The sequence below is a fragment of the Actinobaculum sp. 313 genome (genome assembly GCF_003073475.1).
Lineage (GTDB): Bacteria > Actinomycetota > Actinomycetes > Actinomycetales > Actinomycetaceae > Asp313.
In genome coordinates, this window is the sequence record NZ_CP029033.1 from 2526885 (window position 1) to 2548479 (window position 21595).

Here is a 21595-nt window from a genome sequence, read left to right on the forward strand (position 1 = left end):
GACCGGCCCCTTCCTGTCTTATATGTGGACATCGCTTCCGTTCACCTCCCGACCGAGGCATGATATTCCTAAGTTAGGAGTTCCTTACATGAAGTCGATCGCTACTGTTACCACCTACCGAGCACAGCGCTACGGTAAACAACTCGTATCCCATATGGCTCGCCGCATCACGACCAGTTGGGATGGGGACTCCGGCGTCCTCGCCTTTCCCGATAAGCCCGTCACCGTGCATCTGCAGGCCACCGCGGAGGCACTGATCATGAACATGGAGGCTCCCGCCAAGGACGTCGCTCATTTTGAAGAAGTTGTAGGCATTCACGTCGCACGATTCGGTGCGGGGGATTCTCTGCGCGTCTCCTGGCAGCGCGACGATGGCTCAGCCGGGAGCTCTCAGGGACCGTTTGATCCGGCCGAAGTTGAAGCCTTTCGCGCTCGCATGCGTGCGCGAGGGGGCGCCGGTCCCGCCATCTAGACATACACCGAGAGTGGTCATGCGGCACCTTGCCCAGCGCAATCCGCACTCGATGCACAGAGTCCGAGAACAGGGCGGCACCGCGCCGAGCACCGCCGAAACGCCAATTGGAGAAAGATCCACGTCGCAAACCAGGCATCTCGCCGCGGCTTCGGAGAGTATGCCAAGATATGCATATGAGCATGACAATCGGTGTAGATGTTGGCGGTACTAAAATCGCCGCCGGGCTGGTGAGTGACGGGCAGATCATCGCGTCATTACGCAAGCCAACCCCAGCGCATGACGCCGACGCCGTCGTGCAAACAATCGTCGACTGCATCGCTGAACTTCCAGAAGCTGCCAGCATCACCAAGGTCGGCATCGGCGCTGCGGGCTTCGTCACCGCAGACCGCAGGGAAGTTGTCTTCTCCCCAAATCTTCCCTGGCGGAATTTCCCTCTCGCACAGCGGGTAGCAGACGCAACTGGTAAACGCGTCGTCGTGGAGAATGATGCGAGTGCGGCGGCGTGGGCCGAATATCGTTTCGGTGTGGCCGTCGGCGCCCAGTCCGTTGCGGTTGTGACCGTTGGCACCGGCATCGGCGGAGGCATTATTATCGATGGCCAACTCATACGCGGCGCCTCGGGCTTCGCCGCCGAAATTGGGCATATCTGCCTCGAACCAACCGGCCACCGTTGCAACTGCGGGCTCATAGGCTGCTGGGAGGCGTACTCCTCCGGCAGCGCACTGGTGCGTGACGCACGGCAGGTAGCCCACGAGAAACCTAACTACGCCGCACGATTGCTGGAGCTCGCCGGTGGATCCGCCGAGGCCATTACCGGGCAAATGGTGACGCAGGCCGCGCAAGAGGGAGACCCCTGTGCGCTCGCTTGTTTCAACAACGTCGGGTATTGGATGGGCCGCGGGCTGGCCGACCTCGCGGCAGTACTGGACCCCGAGGTTTTTGTTCTTGCTGGTGGGGTATGCGAGGCGGGCGATCTACTGCTGACGCCCACGAGAGAATCGTTTGAGGAGCTGCTCACTGCTCGCGCCTATCGGCGCACTCCCCAGATCATGATCGCCACGCTCGGCTCTGCGGCAGGAATCATCGGCGCAGCTGACCTCGGCCGATTGTAAGAGCGGTAACCACTTCTACTACACCCATTAGATAGAAAAAATTGAGCCTACGCTAAACGCGCCGGTATTGCAACTTTTCAAATGGGTACTGGATGGGCGTTTCTCCCCATTGTGCCGCCATGTTCCAGCCTCTATTGTCACGTACAGGTGGCCTATCATCCCAGCGGGTTTGCGACCACCGACGGACTGGGTCTGCTGCACACGCTCACAGACCCGAAGGAAAGGAACAGTATCTTGTTACGCAAATTGAAGGGATTGTTTCGATCGCGAGCATCAGCCTTCTCACCCTCTCGGTTCTGCCTGCTGCAAATGCAGCAGCACCCGGATGGAAATCAGGCGCCGGATATTTCACCGGCTCGTCGCTCCACACCGGCGTCGAAGTTGGTCCGGAAGGAAACTCCTACATGTGTGCCGCAGACGGCGGTACCGCATCTGTTACAAGTAACTCCGTAACTCAGGGCATATGAACCCCGCAGCACCGGTGAACTCACTCGATGTCCGCTCACTAGGAGGAAACAGGAGCGCGACCATCTCCGATGCCACGCAACTCGGACAGATGGCCTACATCGCTTCCACCGCTGACATCAGCACCGACGAATCTGCTGCAACAGCACAGATCGCCATCATTCGTGCAGCCGGAATGTACGAAGGGAGTGTGTACGAGCAGGCAGAGCACGGCACGTACGCTTCAACCAATGCTGACAAGTTGAAGTCTCCGGCGAAGAACTCCGCAGAACTAGCAAGCCGGGCTGAGCAGTACGGTGGTCCTTACACCGTACAACCCACCCTCGACCTTCCTGATGGTGTTACAGGCTCCATCGGCAATATCGGCGCAAAATCTGCGGCAGGCAACTGGCTCTCTGGATACACCTACACCCTAGAAATCACCGGGCCGGCAGTGTTCGACAGTACCGGTGGCACGACTGTGACCGGAACAACCTCCGGCTCGGCCAAATCCGAGTCCATCCGCGCCACCGCGAGCGGTGAGGTCGCCGTCGAACTCACAGTCAAGGATCTGCCGACGTCGCAGGCATGGATCTCAACCGGTGTGATCGGAAATGCCACCACTCAGAATCAGCGTGCACAGAACTTCATTATTCTGAACAAAAAGGAGTCGCTGAACGGCAAGGCTTCCGTGCGATCCACCGTTGAGTTCTCCCCACAGATTGCCACGACGGTTAAGTCTGCCAAGATCAACAAGGGCGATGCATTGGTTGACACGGTTACTGCATCCGCCGACAACTGGATGAATGTACCCGGCACCGATACCCCCGTTCCTGTTATTGCAACGGTCGATGTGTACGGCCCCTTTGCCAGCCCCACCGCACCCACTACCGATGGCACGGCATTCGCCAGCAAGAAACTGGGCTCCTATCAGCTAGCCTTCAATGGCCCCGGCACTCAGGATACGGAGGGATCGATTCATGCCCCGGAGGAGGGCTTCTACTTCTTCCAGGCGCATGTGGACAAGGCCGCTCAAGGTGAGCACGCCGCATACATCAACGAGTACGCATCCGAATTCTTCGAGCTCTCCGAAACCACCGTGGCGCCGTGGACACCGAATATCACCTCGAAGGCAACACAGGAAGACCTGGGTAATGGCAAGGCCGGCATCAAAGATGTCATCACGGTAACGGGTATGCCCGAAGACCACACCTCTTTCGCCGGCATCGAAGGCTGGAAGGCGGATGCGCAGGCGATCTCTCATTCGTTGTACTTCGTTCCCAAGCACACTGAGTTGAAGGAAGGCGTTACCGAAGGGCTGACTCCTCTCGCAACGGTCGAGACTCCCGCGAAGAACGGCGAATACACGATTAGTGCCACTGACTTCCAGATCGATTGGGATCTAGGCGTCGGCACCTACGTCGTCGTCTCAACTTACGCGGGTGATTCGCGTACGGTAGCGATCACGACGTCGGATATGGACAAGGACGAGCAGGTCTCCCCCACCTTCGGTACGGTGACAACTAAGGCCTTCTCCGAAAAGGGTGGCACATTGCAGCCCGGCGATAAGATCGCGGATACTGTGACGCTGACGGGATCGTTCCCGCAGGGATCATATACGGAGGTCCAGTTGTACACGTGGGCCAAGGACTCCGCGCCGACCTGTGACACTCCGGTCTGGACGAGCCGTCTCGATCACGACGGCGTAGCGGGCGAGTATAAGACGGAGTTGTACACCACACCATCTGGCAAGCAGGCCACCTATGGCTATGTGGAAACAACGTACGACCGCAACGGCAACGTGATCTCGCAGGGTACCTGTGGTGAGGCAGAGGAGACGCTGACAACAAGCCAGGCCGCCCCAGCGCTTCCGAAGACGGCACGACTTCCGAAGACCGGCGCGAATGTGACGGGTATTGCCGCAGTGGCAGTCACCCTCGTACTACTGGGAAGTGCCGGAGTCGTGCTGCGACGTCGTAGTGCGAAAGCCTAACGCACCCATAGATCACTCGCAGCACGACTGAGCGCGAGGAGCAAAAGCCTCCACGAGTGAACCGACGGTGGGGAACACGTCAATACGGCGTGTTCCCCACCGTTGTCTATACGAGGGGAGGTACAGGCCCTATCAGAAGTTCACGCTCCGCGCGAGGAAAAGTTCATCCGCAACCACGGCCCGGAAGCGAGAAGCAGCAATGAACCGGCGAAGGCGAACGCCAGGCCGTACCCTGAAATGTCGACAAGCCATCCGGCCACCACCGGACCGGCGATCTGACCGACGTCGCCAGCCATCTGGAAGGCTGCGATCACGCGTCCACCTTCCCGACCATCCAAAATGTCGGCCATTTGCCCTTGCATGCCCGGTTGGATGAAACCGGCGCCAAGCCCGGCGAAAACACAGCAGACCAGCATAGCCTGCCATGGCAGCCAGCCCAGCATGACGGAGAACAACCCCGATACAACCAGTCCAAAGGAGATGGCGGCGGCACGTCCTCGTCGATCCGCAATACGTCCCGCCATAAGCAGGGAGATCGCGTTTCCAGCGGCGTAAACGGTAAGCGCAGCTCCCGGCAGCCACTCCGGAGCACCCGCGAGCGCGGCAGCCAGGAGGGGAACCAGACTGACCCGGACACCAAGGTTCGTCCAGCCATTGGCAAAACTGGCGAAGAGCAAACGGCGATAAAGAGGGAGCGCCAGTGTTGTGCTTAGATCGGCGCGCTCGCGCTGTGCGACGTCGCCCTTGCCGGTATCGCTCAGTTGCTGGCGCGGCGTCAGGATTGCCACAAGTAATGCAGCGAGCACCAGTGTTACCGCATAAATGATGAACGGGGCGCGCATTCCCAGCGGTGCCAAAAGCGAACCGATGGCCGGTCCGGCGATTCCTCCCAGCAGGAATCCGCCACCGTAGGCGGCCGAGGCCCTCCCCTGGGCACCGCGCGGAGCGTTCTTGATAATGAGGCTAGTGGCCGCAACCGTGAAGGTCACTGAGCCAATACCGCCCACTCCACGGTAAATCAGGAGCTGCCAATAGCTGTGGGCAAAGGCGCTGGCAAAAGAACTGGCCGCCACCACGAGCATTCCCGAGATATACATTGGCCGTTCGCCAAGCGCACCGATAAGCCGACCGGCAGTGGGGGCGAATACAAGGCGGAAGAAGGCGAAAACAGACACCACCACATTCGCCGCCGTAACAGACACGTCAAAACTGATTGCGAAACGTGGCAGGACAGGCGATACGACCCCGTAGCCGAGCGCCACCAGCAGCGCTGCTCCCACCATTACCCAGATCTCACGTGGCAATCGCACAGGCCTATGGTACGGGAGAAGCGATCAGACGGGAATTCCCACCGCTGCGCCCGCACTGACCAACCCTCTCCGATCCACACCCTCTGCCTTACTGGGCACCCGCGGAATAGTGGAGGAGTCGGCACTGGGCCGGGGCGTCCACCTTCAGGATGTTCGTGCGATCACCCGACTCGTACCGCATCGCCACAGTTACGCAGCTCGCTCCGGTCACATCGCTGACCTGCGATTATCCCTCCCCTCGGTCACACCGCTGACCTGCGATTCTCCCTCGCGTCATTCATCTATCTCTCAGCATTCCGACCTATTATGTGAAACATGAGACTCAATGCCGTTTCACAAGGAAATCCCATCGATTACCGGGTTCTTCGTGAAGTCCGTTCCTACCGGGACGCGGAGAGCATCGTTGACATCCTCTCCGATGCCCGTTTTCCCGTTGCCAACACGCGAATTGTCGGCATAAATCTCGAAAGTGTTGAACAGGTGATGGGGAGGCAAACGGTTCTCCTGGCGGGCGGCTCGGGTGCGCTTTCTGGCGCATCAATGGGCCTTTTCATCAGCTTGTTCTTCATGATCTTCAGCCCGGTGGCCAACCTTTTCTCACTCCTGCTATTCGGTCTGCTTGTGGGAGCCTTCTTCGGCGCAATACTCGGTGCCGTGTCACATTGGATGACACGAGGCCGCCGCGATTTCCGTTCCGTGAGCGGACTGCAGGCTTCCGCCTATGAGGTGCAGGTACGCGCCGAAATGCTCAACAACGCCTTGGCAGTTCTGCGGCAGGCTGGAATCGCGGAGAGTTCCACACCGGCTCCGGTAACTCCGACCTCCACAGCCGGGGTACAGACTCCTTCTTCTCCGGTGGCAGTGGCGCCTTCAACCGCCTATCCGACGCCCGCAGCGCAGGTTTCTCCCCCTGCTGCGCCCTCAGCCACACCGGCGGCACCCCTGCGGCAGTGCCACGGCAAGCACCCGCGCCTACTGTTCCTCCGGCTACCCAGCCTCCCACTGCCCCGTCAGATTCTCAGTCGTCTGACGGATTGCCAAACACCTGACATTCAACATCCGCCAACTGAGTACCACGAAGCCGTCACTCTGACTAATCTGGAACTATGCCGCAACGCATCGAAGATTTCACACCGCCGCTGACGCGCCTGCCCGACGGTACGATCAAACAACTCAACCCGTTCTCAGGCACCGAGGTATGGACCGTGCCGGGCCGCGCGAACCGGCCGCTGGATCAAGCACCTCAGAATCCGCAACCGGTAGAGGAAGTCGGTCACAATTGCGCTTTCTGCTGGGACCGGATTCTTGAAACCCCGCCGGAGAAAGCACGCATCGTACGCGATGGCGACGACGCGCGAATCGTGCGGGACATTCCGGTTGACGATCTGGCCGAACCGTGGGAGTTCCGCCGCATTCCAAACCTCTTTGAAATCGTTCCCTTCGACTATTGGCGGCAAAACTATGACTATCGAATGCCGGTTGCCTGCCATGAACGGATGGACCGCTATCTTGCAGACCCAGCGGGCCGCGCTCACGTAATGTCGGTGCTGCGCCAGAAGGCCTTCGCATCCGGCATGTCCGAAATCGCCTGGGATGCTCTGCCGGAGAACGAGCGCACGGCGATGGCCGCGTCATTCTTCGGCGGCGGACATGATCTGATCGTGGCACGGCGGCATTTCGTCGACGGCGCCACGGATACGTCTCAGTTGGCCTCTGCAGGCACGCTCACCCTCAGGAGCACCAGTGGTACATGCGTCTGACCATTGATGCCATGCGTGACCTGTACGAGAAGAACCGCTACGCGAAGTATGTGCAAGTGTTCCAGAACTGGCTGAAGCCGGCGGGTGCCTCATTCGATCATTTGCATAAGCAGCTGGTCGCCATTGATGAGCGGTCAGTAAATTCACGCGTCGAAGTGCCGAAGGCGCGCGCCAACCCGAACTACTTCAACGAGGCGGGCCCCGATTACGCGGCCTCCCAGAACTTGGTGATTGCGGAGAATCGGCACGCGGTTGCCATTGCCGGCTTCGGGCATCGCTATCCGACGCTGGAGGTGTGGAGCCGTTCGGCGGCCTGCCAGCCCTGGGACCACGGTGCCGCCGAAGTGCGGGATGTATCGGATCTGGTTCACGCCATGCACGCGGCCACCGGCACCCACATCCCGACCAATGAGGAGTGGTACAGCCGCCCGATGGATGTGGACGTGCCTATTCCGTGGCGAATTCTCATCAAGTGGCGCACCTCCACCTTGGCCGGTTTCGAGGGCGGCACGAAGATCTACGTCAATACCATTGATCCTTGGTCGCTACGCGACCGCGTGGTCCCCCGCCTGCTGGAACTGCGCGCAGAGGGAAAACTTGCTTCCGGGATCAATATCGCCACCGAATGCTCCTGCCGGGTCAATTCGCTGCGCTACAACCCGAATCTGCAGTAATACCAATGGCCGGTGCTCCGGGCGTGATTTCTGCTATCGCATCCGAGGCGCGGTGGCTCGATCAGGTGGGATACGCGCTTGGACGGCCCGAGTGAGGGCGACTCGGCCTGGTGGAAGATGGGCCGGGATACTTCGAGTAGGTGCGCTTCGGCCTGGTGTGACCCGGAATCGGGCGGTCCGCGTTCGAGCATCCCGCGTCGGAATAGCCCACATCGGGGTAGCCCGCGGTGGCGCGTCCGGCCGTGGAGCCATCCCAACGGGCACACCTCGAACAGGAGTGGCCTAGGCGGACCGAGGATCATCCGGCGACCTGTTGGGCGGCTTCTCGGTCGGGCCCATCTGGGGAGCGGTAGAGGCAGATTCAAGGTCATGCCGTGGTGAAAACAGGGATTCTGGTGAAAACGCGGAAGTAGCGAGGAGAGACGAATGGACTGGCTGATACTTGTCGGCTCAGGAACGTTGGAAGCCGTGTGGGCGCATGCGCTGGGGCGCTCTGATGGATTACGCCGCCTGCGGCCCGCTCTCCTGTTCCTGGTCGCCAGCACGCTATCCGTGGCCGGCCTGGGCATCGCGCTGCGCACAATCCCGGCGGGCACAGGATACGCCGTGTGGACGGCCGTGGGCGCCTGCCTGACGACCATCTGGGCGTTCATCACCCGCACCGAGCGAGCCTCGGTAACAAAGGCCTGCTGTATCGCCGGGATCATCGTCGCCGTCGTCGGATTGAAGGTGACGGCGTGACGGTGGAGGCTAGCGGACGAATGCACGACGACGGAACCAGCAGTTGCGGCACCGCAGACACCGGCAAAGAGTCCGACGACGTCTCCGGGGCACAGACGAGCGAGCCTGCCGACCGTGGCATTCGGCAAACTGACTCCGCGAACAGCGACGCCGGGGCGCGGGCGACACCACGGAAGGAGGCGCCGGAGGGGCAGGAGACGGGAAGAACCGAACTCGCCAGCGCGGAGGCTCGGGCGGCGCATGGGTGCTGCTGATAGGAGCCGGTGTACTTGAGGCCGTGTGGGCTCACGCGCTCGGCCAGCTCTCTGGTTTTGGACTGCCCCTATTGGTGTTCCTGGCGGCGTTGCTCGGGTCAACGATTGGCCTGGCGCTGGCGATGCAGCGCCTGCCGACGGCGGTGGCGTATTCGGTGTGGACGGGTATTGGTGCGTCACTGGCAGTCATCTGGGGAATGGTTCGCGGCAGCGAACCGGTTTCCGCCCTGCGGATCGCGTTGCTAGCGCTGCTGGTGGCCTGCGTCGTCGGGCTGCACGCCATCCCGGAAGAGCGCGGGGCCGAGTAACGCGCCGGTAGCGCACACCTTGCATGGCCGCGCAGTATCAACGCAGTGGAGCCGAACATGCTCGCTCAACGCAACAGAGCCGCTCAACGCAACAGGGCCGAACACGCCCTACCGCCGAGCATAGCGGTGCCCCGCGCATCCCGCGGAGACACGATCAGAAGGTGCCCTACAGACGTCCCTTCCGCCACGGCGGTACCATGCGAGTGAACCAGGCAACTGCCAGCGCCGCCACAATCAGCACCGCCATCCACACCCATCTGACACTTCCGTCGAAGCCAGCCCCTGTTGATTCATTGCGCACAAAGGTCCACGTAAAGGGAAGCGCCCAGAGTGCAATGTTTTGTGCTTGCGCATGCAGAATTAGCGCTACCAACACCAGGAGCAGAACCGATCCCCAAGCGAATCCTGCCAAACAGACGCATATGACGGCGAGCGCGGCGACAGCCAGTACGTTGCCGACGATAACCACCGGGTCGGGCATACCCGGCGTCATGAGTTCGGCTGGAATCTTCACGAGCAGGTATAGGCCCACCGGCAACACCAGTGCCGCAGCCGCAGCAGCAAGCGCTCTCCACGTCAGGCTCCTTTTGCCCAGCGCCTCCCAGAGCGGAAAGCGCGGCGCCGCTGCGGCAACAATTGCCCAGGCAAGCAGCCAGCAGGCGAGTTCCCGCATGGGAATGGGGCGCCCTACAATCTGAGAGCCTTCCCCGAAGAAGTACACCTCATCGGGGAACTTCATCAGCAGCAGGGCAGCGAGAAGAACTGCGACGAGCGGGGCGATAACACGCCTGCCCACACGCCATACTGGTGCTCGTAGTCTATGCATTGCAGTACTTTCGTTGGCTTGGGCTAGCCGCCACCCCAGCTTCCCCTCTCATTGCTCCAGTTGCGGAGCATACTCGCAGTTCAGAATCTCGTCGCGGTGCTCGTGGTACGAACCGACAACCTCACTATCGGGCGCGGAGAAAAGCATGCGTATATATATATTCTCCGTGTACATGTCTTCCGCTAGATTGTCGATTGTCTCCTGGTCTTGCATTGCCCACAGAGTTAGTGCATGTGAAAAGTCCAGCGACGCACCCGGTTTACACTGATTGAGCCCCGTGTAGGAAGCCGCAATCTCAAATCGCGTCTGTTCTTGCTCCCCCGGAGAAAAGTGGTAGCCATGAGACGGCATATCGACCGGCAAATAACTGGAGAATCCCTCTCCCCCTCCGGTCTGTAGTTGTTCCTCGACTGCGTTAACATCCTCCACTGCCTCTGACAGTAAGGGCGCTTCCTCGGCAGCAAGACATACCTCTGTGCCAGCCGTCGTCGAGGAGCATACAACCTCGTCCACCTCATAGAATGCGGTGACTCGCGGACAACGCGATCCCCACAGCACCAACACCGCAAGGGCAACCACGCAACCGCCGAGGCTTGTTATTGCCGGAAGTCTGCCATACCCGGCCGCCATACGCTGCCATGTAAATATAGCCATGACACCAAGCAATCCGGCCGCAAGAACCAAGGCTTCCATTCCCCACCACGCCGGACTCACCGCACCGCGCTGAGTCAACTGACCACCTATCACGGAGAATGCCAACGGCGCCATTTCACCGGAAAAGCCGTTCCTTCCACTCAATCCACTCATCAATAGTTGTGGAGCAAAAGCCATCGCAGCGCCAAGCACGATGGAAAGCAGAATTGCCCACCACCGTGCGATTGCCAGACCTAAGAAGAAGCCGAGTGCCTTGACAAGAAGAAGCCCGACCGGAGCCGTCGCCATACGAACCCAGTCAAGTTCTCCGCCGGTAGCCCGGGTAGCGAGTATCGGTGGCACAATCAAAGCAGCGGCAGTAAAACTCAGCAGCACCGGCACCGCGAAACGCCCGAACTCGCGCAACGCCTGCCCGCCAGCAGCCCGAGTAGCCACGGGCGAGGCAAGTGGAGAGTTCCTATCGCAATACCAGTAGGCAGTCAGGCAGGCGAGCCCGGCCAAGGCGGGAGCCGTATACAGCAGACTTGCCAGCGGCACCACCGAAAGGATGGCCTGAGACACATACAACCCACCGAGGTGCTGGATACCCAGCACCAGCACGCCGCCGATGGCCAGCACAACGCCAGTGACTATGACACCCAAGTTACTTCGTCTCATACGGCGCCTTTACTCAAGATAGTTAAGTATGCCAGTTCTAGGGGTGACCCCATAACACCTTGCTCTCCCGCGAATTCCACATTGACCTGTGATTCCAGGTCCCTGGGAGATCCGGTGTACTTGACGCGGCCGTTTGATATCACTGCCATGTGATCACAAAGAATCGCTACGTCTTCAATCAGGTGAGTCGAGAGGATCACGCATGTGTCGCGCCCGATCTCCTTGAGAGCGCTACGCAAGCCCATGCGGATTTCCGGGTCCAACCCAACCGTTGGTTCATCCAGCACTAGCACCTCGGGGCAATGTGCGATGGTTGCCGCAATTCCTACCCGTTGCCGCTGACCACCGGAGAGCCGCCCCACCCGTTGCTGCAGCAGATCGGATATCTCCAGCAGTTCGGCCGCTTCACCTGCCCGTTCTCTTGCCGCGGAAGATGGCACCCCGTGCGACCATGCCGCATAAGCGATGGTGTCCTCCACGCGCATATGCGGTACAAGGCGGAAACTCTGCGGCAGCACACCCAGCCGATCACGCGCCGCCTGCATACCACTCCGTGTGCTGACATCATGACCGCATATCGTAACGCTACCCGAACGCGCCCGCCGCAGCGTCGATATCACCGAGAGCAGGGTAGTTTTTCCGGCACCGTTCGGACCAACGATTCCCGTCACCCCACGCGATGCGGCGAGATCGATATCGTGCAGGATCTGCCGACGTCCATAGTTGAAGCTAACACTCGCCAAGGCGACCATCGGGTCCGGCTTCACCATCGGTCACACTCCAATCCCCAGTGATTGCCCGCAGGGTGCGGACGCCACGACGGGTCCGCTTGAAAGGCACTCTCCTCGCACCGATCATCGTAGCAAATATGATCCGAGAAGCCTTGTTACACAAGCGGTTGCGTCGCTAAGCACCTGACCCCAGTCGCGCACGGCACTGGGTCTCAATTCGCCCACGCCGAACCGGCTTCACGGCAGCTACCTTCACCTCGCTTCGAGCCACGCCACTTCCTCTTCGGCGTTTCGGCCGCCCAAGCATTCCCCTGCCCGGATTCCCACGCGCTGCCTTGCCCAACCGAGGGCGAACTCGGCGTCGGAAAGGTCTCGGCCGCATCAGGAACGGGCTGCGCGGTCGTCTGGCTGGAACCGCTGTATATCCCGGGCACGTCGGATATCCCCGGCACGCCATCAGCATCATTGATATCCACCGGATTAGTGGGCACACCGTTGACTTCATTGGCATACGCCGTGGCCTGCCCAAGCTGATCAGGGCTGGGGACCGGCGGGGAATCCATGCTGCCAGTCTCGTAATACGTCGTGTCATAGCCTCCAAAATCGCCCGAGTAGGGTACCGGCTCGCCCGGCGCGACGTCGTCAATGAGCGGACGCGGGTAATCTCCCCACACATGTGGCGGCACTAGTTGGCACAGCTCAACCATGCGCCGCTCGAGGTGACCGAACTCCTCAACCTCGTAGTCATCCCCGCCAAGACCCACGATCAAGCCGGGTAGCAGATGCAGCTCCCGGAAGGGGGCGCTATACATCCAGTCGCGTACCGCGGGAACCAGAAAACTGAGGGCAAAGGGCTCGGAATCCGAGCGAATATCCCAGTCGACATTGAACTTCTCGCTCGCCGTTTCAATGTCATTGTGCTTGAAGTTGAAGAATCCCTCCGGCTTGATACGCGTCCTGGGAAAAAGCGGGTCAATTGCCACGGTGAAGAACGGCCGCCGATGTGTCGTTTGATTGTTGCCAGATCCAGTTGTCCACTGGAGCACCCCATATGTCCTGCCCCTGCGCGTTACAACATACTTCGCCGTTGCGCGTCTATCGACGTTGCATTCATTTCCGAGGTATCTGCCAAGATCGCGGTCGGTACCAACATACTCGAGTCCCAGCCGCGTGCTCGCTTCCCGGATTCGATCAACCTTGTTATTCTCCAAGGCCCGCGTTGTGACCCCGATGATCGCCACGAAGACAATAAACAAGAATACGATGAGTCCACCCACGTCAGCTCCTTCACCTCGTTCTAGTTTTGCGCTGTCCATCCGCCACGGGCTGCTGCCCGACTCGCGCGGCAGGCCTGCCACTGCAAATGCAGTGCCAACGCCATCCCGGACGGGTACCGGTAAGTATCCAACCGAGTGGTAGCAACTGTTGGCGGATAATATGGCTATCCTGTCATATTCGCTTCCGATATGACAGCCGAAACAATGGGGAGCGCTCCCCACACCGGTCTTTCTACCACAGCTCCCTGTATCCCCACACCAGCCGTTCGGCCACAACTCCCAGTAGTAATCGCGGCGGCCTAGTCCCCTCCCTCAAGGCTCTCTTATTCCCCTTCTACAGGGCCCTCTTCAACCCGGTCCGCGACGGTCAACACCACCACATCCGGCTCCGGTGCGGCGTCCTGCACCACAGCCAAAGTCACGCCGTATTCCGCCGCCATGTCGATGGCAGACGAACTAGGCGGGTGCATACCCACCACAATAGGTAGCCCTGCTCGAACTGCCCGGGTCATCACGTGAATATCCGGAATGCCACTCACTCCCAGTACGGCACCTTCCAGTGGCATAAGACCTGCGAGCACGGCCCATCCCACCGCCTTGTCGACCGCCTGCCCCAGATGTATATCGGTCCGTACCGTGGAGATTCCCGGCAGTGTCAGCGATGCCGCCGAGTAGACGCGCTCCTGCGCGAGTTTGGCGACGATGCGGCGCAACAGTGCCGCCTCCACAATGGTCACGTCCTCCCTGATCGCCACCGGCGCGACGACGTCGTCGAACCCGCCTGATCGTGCTGCGACGTCGTCAAGCGCATCCGGCCCAGCAGGGGATTCACGCCCGTCCCCCGACGCGATGCTCTGAAGAACGGAACTCTCTCCAGCACGCTTCACCCGCCCTTGCGGTGATGTAGCCGGCCCCGGCACCTTCCACTGAGAGGAGCTAACTCCCACGTCGGCGGTAACCGAACCCGCAGCCGCCAATGTCGCTGCGTCATTGACCGTTACCGAGACGACGTTGTAACTGTTCTCGGCGCACCCGGCGCCCTCCGAGATGCTCCTTCCCTCGCAGTAGCGCGCGCTACGAACGTCATCGCGCCCCGATATAAGGCCCTCCCCCAGCAGATAGCCGTGCACCAATTCAAGATCATGCCCTGGGGTGCGCAGCAGCCGCACCAGGCACCTTCCGTCTGCCCGGAGCTCAAGCGGCTCTTCGAACGGAACACGTATTTCGCGCGTACGGCCGGGATAAAGTGGATCGACGACGGCGCCGCGTCGGCGCCCGGTGGGGGACTGACTCACATGTTCAGCCTAGACGATGAGGACGGCTTAACAGGCTCGTCAATCACACCTTCTTGCCATCGGCCTCACGTGAACTACACTGAAAGTCTGCGAAAGGAAGATCAGCCATGTCCCGTTTGGAGGAGACAGCCCTCATTTTCGAAGGGGGCGGCATGCGTGCCAGCGGCACCGCACCGGTGGTCGTCACCCTCATTGAGCAGGGCCTGCAGTTTCCACACGTATCAGGCATTTCCGCCGGCTCCTCTCACACCGCCAACTATCTGGCTGGGGAGGCCAAGCGGGCCGAGGAGTGCTTTGTAGACTTCGCCGACGATCCCAATTTCGGCTCCCTCGGCACGTTTCTGCGCGGCGAAGGCCTTTTCAACGCACATTACATTTACGAGGAGACCGGCAACGAGGGCCAGGCGCTCCCGTACAACTACGACGCTTTTCGTAACAACACGGCCGCCGCGCGCATCGGCGCCTTCCGGGTCTCCGACGGCCGCGAGGTGTACTGGTCAAAGGACGACATCGCCGATAAGCCCGATCTCATGCGGAAGGTGCGGGCCTCGTCGACCATGCCTGGCCTCATGCCGCCGGTCGAAATCGACGAGGAGCTGTACGTCGACGGCGCGCTCGGCCCCTCGGGTGGGATTCCTCTGGACGCGGCAATGGCGGATGGGTATGAACGTTTCTTCGTCGTTCTGACCCGCCCGCGCGGTTACCGTAAGCGTCCCCGCGTAACCCGCAGTTCTACCGTCGATACTTCCACCAGTATCCGCGGGTGGCGGATGCACTGATGACGCGCTGGCGCAATTACAACCGGAGCCGGGACAAGCTCCTGGAACTGGAGCGCCGTGGGCAGGCCTATCTGTACTTCCCGGAGGCAATGTCCGTCACCAACCACGAGCGGAACGTGGAAAAGCTACGCGCAAATTACGACGCCGGATGGGAGCAGGCGCAGCGGCAGTTGCCGGAATGGCTCGACTGGCTTGCCTAACGAACCGGAAGGAACCCGGCGTGCCGGACTCTGCCGGGCTTAATCGACGCGGTCCGAACCCGACAACGCAGTCCATACCCGATGGTTGGGTCCCCGGACCCCACGACGCATACTCAACAGCCCGGTCTGTACCCGAACCGGATCGGGTTCTCAGCCCACTGCGACGTCGCCCGGCACTGCGACACTACCGCTGCTGCCCGCGTCGTCGACGTTCATACGCGCAGGCTCCAGCATCACGGTTCGCTCGGTGAGCGCAAAGCCGACCGAGTCGTATATGGCCTGCGCCGCGAAATTATCCGCCACAACACGCAGATTGATATGCCGCACGCCTTCAACCTTGAGCCGCTCGGCCAGTGCAACGAGCGCGGCGCGTGAATGCCCGTGCCCGCGATAGGGGCGATACACGTACAGATTCCATAGGAAAGCGCAATGCCCGTCGATTTCCGCCCATATGCCGCCGATTGTGCGCGTATCTGTGCAGATCGCACACACTTCGTGCCCCGGCGTGGAGACGCCGTCGGAAAGCAGACGCTCACACTCGGCCAGGTTCTTCGCGGCAAGCTCGCGAGCATCACTGCCCGGGTTCACATTTGCCTCATGCCGCCCCAGTGACTCACACACAGCGTCAAGGAAGGTGCCGAGTTCGCCCGCGCCCATGGTACGCAGATGGATTGCCTCTGCCCCCTCTGCGGGAACGAAACCGAGCCGTGGCAGTGACACGGACATATGCCGCAGTACCTCTCGGTATGGCACGCCATCGAACAGCGCGGCGGCACTCCGGTCACCGGGATAGAAGCTGACTTCAGCCTCCCGGCCATCAAGTACGGTACGGAGCGTTTCCCGCCATTGGCCGCGCGGGTCGGCGTCGATTTTCGCGTCGACGACGGCGAGTTTCGGGCGCTCTTTCACCCACAGCCACTGCGTGCAATTGTCATTGACAAAGATACGCGATCCGCGGGGAACCCCCACACGAAAGGTCTTGAGAATCCGGGCAGAGAAAAGCTCGGCGACCTCGCAGCGCAATGCGCCGGACGCCTCGCGAATTCGCGTCATATGATCAACCGCGCGCGGCGCCCATGTGGCGACTTCAGCTGCGGTGATCTCCCGGACCAACATAGTCTAACTCTAGGGGACCTAAGTCTTGGGCGCCAATGGTATTCCGCAGAATAATCGGGCGTGCGGCTAACAGCGCACCAGGTGAGACGATGGTCATCAAATCTAGGTCTTTCCGACTACCTGCGGCGGGCTCTCTTCCTCGCTGCTCGTGTGTGTATTTCCCGGTTCGCGTGCGCCGACTGGCAGTAGAGGCCTGGCGGCCCACCTCGCCCTCAATGAAACCGGTTCGTGCCCCGGCCAGCAGACTCCTTGCTTTACGTATGTCAGAGCTCGCCTCGGATTTGCGCCACTGTTCCCACCCGGGTGATACGACCGTCGTCTATCAGCGCCACACGGTCCGCCACGGTGAAGGCCTCCTCGTGGTCGTGCGTCACGTACACCGCGCATGTTCCCGACGCCGTCAGGATCCGCCGCAGTTCGGCGGAGAGTTCCTCGCGCAATGCGCGGTCCAATGCGGAAAGTGGCTCATCCAGTAGCAGGACCGCAGGGCGTGGGGCAAGTGATCGCGCGAGGGCTACACGTTGTGCCTGCCCTCCCGACAGCGTCGTGACGGCACGCTCGCCGTATCCGGCCAAGCCGACCAGTTCCAAGAGTCGATCCACTTCCGCGTTGATGGAGCAACGCCTGAGGCGACGCCGCCGCAACCACCCCGCAGCGCGATAATCAGCTTCACAAGTAGGCTGGCCGTCCGGTCTGGTGGTTTCCCGACCGGAGGCAGGCAAGTCCGCCTCCTCCTCTGCCCCTGAAGACCGAGGCCTCTCCAACCCGTAGGCAATATTGCGGCGGACATTGCGATGGGGAAAGAGCTGCCCGTCTTGAAAAACCATGCCGCATCCGCGCAAATGGGCAGGTAGGCGAGTTACCTCACGGCCCGCCATCAACACCTGACCGGAGGTCACCCTTTCCAGCCCGGCAATCGCACGCAACAGCGATGACTTGCCCGAGCCGGAGGCGCCGAGTAGCGCGATGATCTCGCCGTCGTCGACGGAGAGGCTAACTCCATGAATTGCTTCAAAGCCGTCCGGATACGTCACGACGACGTCGTGCAACTCCAACCCATAACGGACCGGTGGCGCGGATCGCCCCTCCTTAACGGGCGTGGGCGGCGTACCGCCTCGCTCAGAATCCATGAGCGCTTCTCCTTTCTATCCCGCGTGGCCGCAGATTCTCGCATAATGCCATCACACCGGCGGTGACCACGGCGAGGATAACCGAGGCGGCCATCGCCATACCGTAGTTATTCGCGCCCGCCCGGCCCAGCAGCCGTGCAATAAGTACCGGCAAGGTCATGTAATCGGCCGATGCCAGGAAACTGGTGGCCCCGAACTCGCCCAGAGATATCGCGAAGGCAAAGCCCGTGGCAAGCCCCAAACCTCGAATCATAAAGGGAAAATCAACGGTGGCAAGGACCCGGCCGGGTCCGGCGCCCAGCGTTGCCGCCGCCTCGCGCAGGCGTGGGTCAATGGCCCGAAGCACCGGCACAAGCACCCTCACCACAAGGGGAAGGGCAACAACAGCCTGCGCAAGCGGCACCAGCATGCCGTTGCCCGCCAGGTTCAGCGGTGGCCCCTGCAAGGAAATGAAGAAACCGAAACCGACGGTGACGGCCGAAACTCCCAGCGGCAGCATGACGGCACTGTCCAGTAGTGCCTGCGCGCGTGCCAGCCTGCGGGACCTCACCCGCCGCGAAAGCACCAGTGCAAGTGGAATCCCCACTGCCAGCGCAATACAGGTGGCGTCCACGGCGATCCGCACTGAGTGGCTCAGCGCGTCAAGCACCGTGGCCCCACCGGTGAAGCCGGAACCAGAGGTGGAGAGCAGGCGATAGTTCTCCACACTCCACTGACCGTCCCGCCGCAAGGATCGCACCACGAGGGAGGCCATGGGTGCCACGAGCAGCGCCGCGATCACCACGAGTGTGACGACTAGGGCGGGCAGGTCGGGCCGACGCAACCGGTGCTCCGATCCGGAGCGCAGCCGCAAGGCGACATCCGTTCCTCGGCTCATACGGCGCGAGATGAGCAAGGACAATACGACGACGGTGAGTTGCAGGCAGGAGAATACCGCCGCCGTGCGCAGATCCAGATAGGTGGAGGTCTGTACCCAGATTTCCGTTTCTAGTGTGCCGTAGCCCGGGCGGCCCAACGTCTGCACGACGCCATACGCCGTCGCGCAGAAAAGGAATACCAATCCACCGGAAGCGGCGATTGACGGCCCAAGCGTCGGCAGGGTCACGGTGCGCAAGACGCGCCAGGGCCGCGCTCCGAGCGTGCGGGCGGCCTCGGCGGTGCGCGGATCCAGGCTCAGCCACATGGTGCCCACGGTGCGGATCACTACCGAAAGATTGAAGAAGACCAGGGCCAAGACCACAGCATTCGGCGTGCCATCCAAACCCGCAAAGGAATAAAGACCGCCCTTACCCAGCAGAGCGCGGAAAGCCGCACCAACTACCACGGTGGGCAGTACGAAGGGGACGGTGGCAATTGCCCGCAGCAGGCGCCTGCCCGGAAAACGGCAGCAGTATAACACATAGGCGGCCGGAATCCCGAGCACCACGGATCCTGCGGTGCCCGCGAGCGCCATCCATATCGTCTGCCAGGCGATGCGCCACGTGCGGCCGCTGCCCAGCACCTCGGCGAAGGCTGAGAAGTTCAGGGAGCCGTCGGCAAAGAATCCCCTTGCGAGCATGGCGAGCACCGGCGACGCGAAGAAAACCGCCAGGAAAGCCAGCGGTACCAGCGCGGCCAGCGCCCAGAAGATGCGCGTCAGGATTCTCGCCGACATCAGGCGTTACGGCCTAACTGGTGTCCGGCGCTATATCCCGGCCCCAATCCAGCGCTGAAGCACCGCAGCTGGCGCGCACTGCCTTCCCGCAGTCGGCAAGCCGTAGCGCCCTGCCACGGTGAGCCGCTTCGGCAGTGCAAACGCCGAACCGTACGAGCCTGCACTCTTGCGTCACATGGTTTCGTCATGGCCTTTACGACCGACTCTCGAACAGCTCGGTCCAGTCCTTGATCCAAGTCTCCCGCTGGGAGGCCACCTCCTGCGGGTCCACCAGCAGCGGGCTCTCTGCCAGGGATGCGTTCGCCGCCCACTGTTCCGGCAGGTCGATCATGGAGTTCACCGGGTACATATACATGCTCTCCGGCAGAGCGGCTTGCACGTCGTCGGAAAGCATGAAATCGATGAATGCCTGCGCGCCTTCCGGGTTGGTCGCCCCTGCCACCACGCCCGCGTATTCCACCTGGCGGGTACAGGTGGCCTCCAGCGATCCGGTCGCTCCGTCTGTTTCCGCGGGCGACGACGCATATGACACCACGAGCGGATAGTCGCCTTGGCCGTCTGCTCCGGAGAAGTCGGTGTAGTAGGCGTCCGACCAGCCGTCGTCGACCTTTGCGCCACCCTCCAGCAGCTGCGCCCAGTAGTCCAGGTATCCGTCGGTCCCCGCGTCGGCGATAGTTGCGGTGAGGAAGGCGAAACCCGGCGACGACGTCGCCGGATTCTCCACCACCAGCAGTTTCGCGTATTCCGGCCTCGCCAGATCGGCTAAGGTTTCCGGCTCTTCCATGCCGTGATCCGCGAACCAGCGATGGTCCACGTTCACGCATACGTCACCCATATCGATCGGCGTGAGGGCATCGTCCAGCACGTACTGCTCTGCAGAGTCAGGCAGGTGATCGGAAGTGTACGCGACCAGCACACCCTCGTTAAGAGCTGAGTGGGCCGAGTAGTTATCGATACCGTACACGCCGTCGACCGTCGGGTGATCCTTGGTGAGAATCAGTTGGTTGACGACGACGCCGGCGTCGCCGGGCGATGTGGTCTTCAGCGTGTAGCCGGACTCCTCCTCGAAGCGCTGCACGAGCTCATCCGGTAGGGCGAAGGAATCATGCGTCAGGATCGTGACGGTTTTCTGGGCGGTGCCGTCCGTGCCGGAATTATTCGACCGCTGGTCGGCGGCAGAACAGGCTCCGAGGGCTAACGTGAATGTGGTAAGAGCGGCGAGCACCGCTCGGTGGGAACGTGACATGTTCTCCTCCATCTCTGGAGGGCCCACCACACCCTTTGCGGTGGGGAGAGAAGGACTCGACTTCCTTCGCCGGTATGAACCGGATCAGGTTCGAGGGTCTGCTTTCGCACTCTCAGCGCTCTCCTGCGGGTCCCGGGTTGCGGCCGTGGCGCTGACACCTCGACTGCAACCTCCGGGACACCCTTCGGGCGCTCCCCTGTCGTGTTTTCCATCGTAGCAAAACGGAGTGGGCGGAGACCTCCGGTCGGTACGCCCTGAGACGATCACGCTGAGGTCGGGTTTCGCTCGTGCCGGGGACGGCTTTCAGCGGAGGGCGAATGTCGACCATGCGGAAGTCTGACGTCGAACGTGCCGAGGCCGGATATCAACGACGGCGGGTCGGGTATCAACTTTGCCAAGATCGGACGTCAACGACGGGCAGACGGGATATCAACAGCGGCTTGCTGTGAGTACGGTCGAGTCCGTATTGATCGCGGATGGACCGGGTGAACTCAGACCCGCCCCGCTCGGGTGACTGCATCAGCCTTCCGCTTGTGCCACACCTTTACCTATGGCCGCCAACGCGCGGTCCATGCCATACCACTTCGCCGTGCGGCGGATAACGACTTGGTTGATCGCAGCGCCCACCGCTGCCGAGATGACGGAGAAGATCAGCACGTCTCGCAGCGGGTCGATGAGATTGTCGTCTTCTCGCGGGCTTTGTTTGCCAGTGACACCCTTCCACAGCACATCAACGGCCTTGTTAGCGACAAGTCCGGAAACGATACCCGCACCGGCGCTGACTACTTTCCACCCGATGTCCATTTTGGTCCTCTCTCGGCGAGCCAGGTGGCTGGCCTGCCGTTGACATCCTAGAAGTTGACATCCTTGATCTGGTCTGCCGTTCACTTCCTAGAAGGAGTCTAGTGGAACTGCGTCCGGGAACGAACCTTCTTCACCGGCCCACTAGCTGCAGCGCC

20 protein-coding genes, 1 pseudogene and 1 riboswitch are annotated in these 21595 nt (G+C 61.3%); of the genes and pseudogenes, 10 read left to right on the plus strand and 11 right to left on the minus strand.

The window, feature by feature from the left end:
• The first annotated feature begins 88 nt into the window (after positions 1–88).
• The 3 genes from DDD63_RS10915 to DDD63_RS10925 all read left to right on the plus strand — a co-directional run bounded on the left by DDD63_RS10915 (position 89) and on the right by DDD63_RS10925 (position 4024).
• Entirely contained in the window at positions 89–472 is a 384-nt protein-coding gene (locus tag DDD63_RS10915) for a DUF2218 domain-containing protein (protein WP_108716397.1), read from the plus strand.
• Between the two features lie 176 nt (positions 473–648).
• The gene (locus DDD63_RS10920; RefSeq protein ID WP_108716745.1) at positions 649–1587 is read left to right on the plus strand and encodes an ROK family glucokinase; all 939 of its coding nucleotides are present in this window, start codon (positions 649–651) and stop codon (positions 1585–1587) included.
• 463 nt (positions 1588–2050) lie between these two features.
• On the plus strand, positions 2051–4024 hold the full coding sequence (locus DDD63_RS10925; protein WP_108716398.1) for an LPXTG cell wall anchor domain-containing protein: 1974 nt from the start codon (positions 2051–2053) through the stop codon (positions 4022–4024).
• Between the two features lie 140 nt (positions 4025–4164).
• On the opposite strand, the gene DDD63_RS10930 is transcribed toward DDD63_RS10925, so the two are convergent.
• Entirely contained in the window at positions 4165–5334 is a 1170-nt protein-coding gene (locus DDD63_RS10930; protein ID WP_205647251.1) for an MFS transporter, read from the minus strand.
• 315 nt (positions 5335–5649) lie between these two features.
• Here DDD63_RS10930 and DDD63_RS12565 point away from each other — a divergent pair, with 315 nt between their 5' ends.
• The 5 genes and pseudogenes from DDD63_RS12565 to DDD63_RS10955 all read left to right on the plus strand — a co-directional run bounded on the left by DDD63_RS12565 (position 5650) and on the right by DDD63_RS10955 (position 9071).
• Positions 5650–6477, plus strand: coding sequence for a general stress protein (locus DDD63_RS12565; protein WP_205647253.1), 828 nt, complete (start codon positions 5650–5652; stop codon positions 6475–6477).
• Positions 6441–7768 (plus strand): annotated as a pseudogene (locus tag DDD63_RS10940) (DUF4921 family protein). Before DDD63_RS12565 ends, DDD63_RS10940 begins: the two are co-directional and overlap by 37 nt.
• A gap of 426 nt (positions 7769–8194) precedes the next feature.
• Positions 8195–8509 (plus strand): SMR family transporter, encoded by a 315-nt coding sequence (locus tag DDD63_RS10945; RefSeq protein WP_108716400.1) that lies wholly within the window; start codon positions 8195–8197, stop codon positions 8507–8509.
• Positions 8506–8763: a hypothetical protein gene (locus DDD63_RS10950; protein WP_108716401.1), complete on the plus strand. Its 258-nt coding sequence runs from the start codon at positions 8506–8508 to the stop codon at positions 8761–8763. Before DDD63_RS10945 ends, DDD63_RS10950 begins: the two co-directional genes overlap by 4 nt.
• Positions 8764–8786: 23 nt before the next feature.
• Positions 8787–9071 (plus strand): SMR family transporter, encoded by a 285-nt coding sequence (locus DDD63_RS10955; protein WP_240611273.1) that lies wholly within the window; start codon positions 8787–8789, stop codon positions 9069–9071.
• Positions 9072–9237: 166 nt separating this feature from the next.
• On the opposite strand, the gene DDD63_RS10960 is transcribed toward DDD63_RS10955, so the two are convergent.
• The 5 genes from DDD63_RS10960 to DDD63_RS10980 form a co-directional block, all read right to left on the minus strand.
• The gene (locus DDD63_RS10960; protein WP_125482524.1) at positions 9238–9897 is read right to left on the minus strand and encodes a hypothetical protein; all 660 of its coding nucleotides are present in this window, start codon (positions 9895–9897) and stop codon (positions 9238–9240) included.
• Between the two features lie 48 nt (positions 9898–9945).
• Positions 9946–11208 carry a hypothetical protein gene (locus tag DDD63_RS10965; RefSeq protein ID WP_108716404.1) on the minus strand — a complete coding sequence of 421 codons (1263 nt, stop codon included), beginning with the start codon at positions 11206–11208 and terminating at the stop codon, positions 9946–9948.
• The gene (locus tag DDD63_RS10970) at positions 11205–11978 is read right to left on the minus strand and encodes an ATP-binding cassette domain-containing protein (RefSeq protein WP_108716405.1); all 774 of its coding nucleotides are present in this window, start codon (positions 11976–11978) and stop codon (positions 11205–11207) included. Before DDD63_RS10970 ends, DDD63_RS10965 begins: the two co-directional genes overlap by 4 nt.
• 173 nt (positions 11979–12151) lie before the next feature.
• Entirely contained in the window at positions 12152–13216 is a 1065-nt protein-coding gene (locus DDD63_RS10975) for a hypothetical protein (RefSeq protein WP_108716406.1), read from the minus strand.
• A gap of 323 nt (positions 13217–13539) precedes the next feature.
• Positions 13540–14511, minus strand: coding sequence for a formate dehydrogenase accessory sulfurtransferase FdhD (locus DDD63_RS10980; RefSeq protein ID WP_108716407.1), 972 nt, complete (start codon positions 14509–14511; stop codon positions 13540–13542).
• Positions 14512–14618: 107 nt separating this feature from the next.
• Between DDD63_RS10980 and DDD63_RS10985 the strand changes: the two genes are divergently transcribed.
• Complete coding sequence (locus DDD63_RS10985; RefSeq protein WP_205647254.1) at positions 14619–15290, plus strand: patatin family protein; 672 nt, start codon at positions 14619–14621, stop codon at positions 15288–15290.
• Positions 15275–15490 (plus strand): DUF6363 domain-containing protein, encoded by a 216-nt coding sequence (locus DDD63_RS12570; RefSeq protein ID WP_205647255.1) that lies wholly within the window; start codon positions 15275–15277, stop codon positions 15488–15490. Before DDD63_RS10985 ends, DDD63_RS12570 begins: the two co-directional genes overlap by 16 nt.
• A gap of 150 nt (positions 15491–15640) precedes the next feature.
• Here DDD63_RS12570 and DDD63_RS10990 read toward each other — a convergent pair whose 3' ends face one another.
• The 5 genes from DDD63_RS10990 to DDD63_RS11010 all read right to left on the minus strand — a co-directional run bounded on the left by DDD63_RS10990 (position 15641) and on the right by DDD63_RS11010 (position 21440).
• Positions 15641–16606 carry a GNAT family N-acetyltransferase gene (locus tag DDD63_RS10990; protein WP_108716408.1) on the minus strand — a complete coding sequence of 322 codons (966 nt, stop codon included), beginning with the start codon at positions 16604–16606 and terminating at the stop codon, positions 15641–15643.
• Between the two features lie 263 nt (positions 16607–16869).
• The gene (locus DDD63_RS10995) at positions 16870–17736 is read right to left on the minus strand and encodes an ABC transporter ATP-binding protein (RefSeq protein ID WP_108716409.1); all 867 of its coding nucleotides are present in this window, start codon (positions 17734–17736) and stop codon (positions 16870–16872) included.
• Positions 17726–19390, minus strand: coding sequence for an iron ABC transporter permease (locus tag DDD63_RS11000; protein WP_108716410.1), 1665 nt, complete (start codon positions 19388–19390; stop codon positions 17726–17728). The genes DDD63_RS10995 and DDD63_RS11000 overlap by 11 nt, the downstream gene beginning before the upstream one ends.
• A gap of 193 nt (positions 19391–19583) precedes the next feature.
• Positions 19584–20636 (minus strand): thiamine ABC transporter substrate-binding protein, encoded by a 1053-nt coding sequence (locus DDD63_RS11005; RefSeq protein ID WP_108716411.1) that lies wholly within the window; start codon positions 20634–20636, stop codon positions 19584–19586.
• Between the two features lie 44 nt (positions 20637–20680).
• Positions 20681–20844: riboswitch (TPP riboswitch) on the minus strand.
• Positions 20845–21155: 311 nt separating this feature from the next.
• Entirely contained in the window at positions 21156–21440 is a 285-nt protein-coding gene (locus DDD63_RS11010) for a DUF4235 domain-containing protein (RefSeq protein WP_108716412.1), read from the minus strand.
• Positions 21441–21595: the final 155 nt, after the last annotated feature.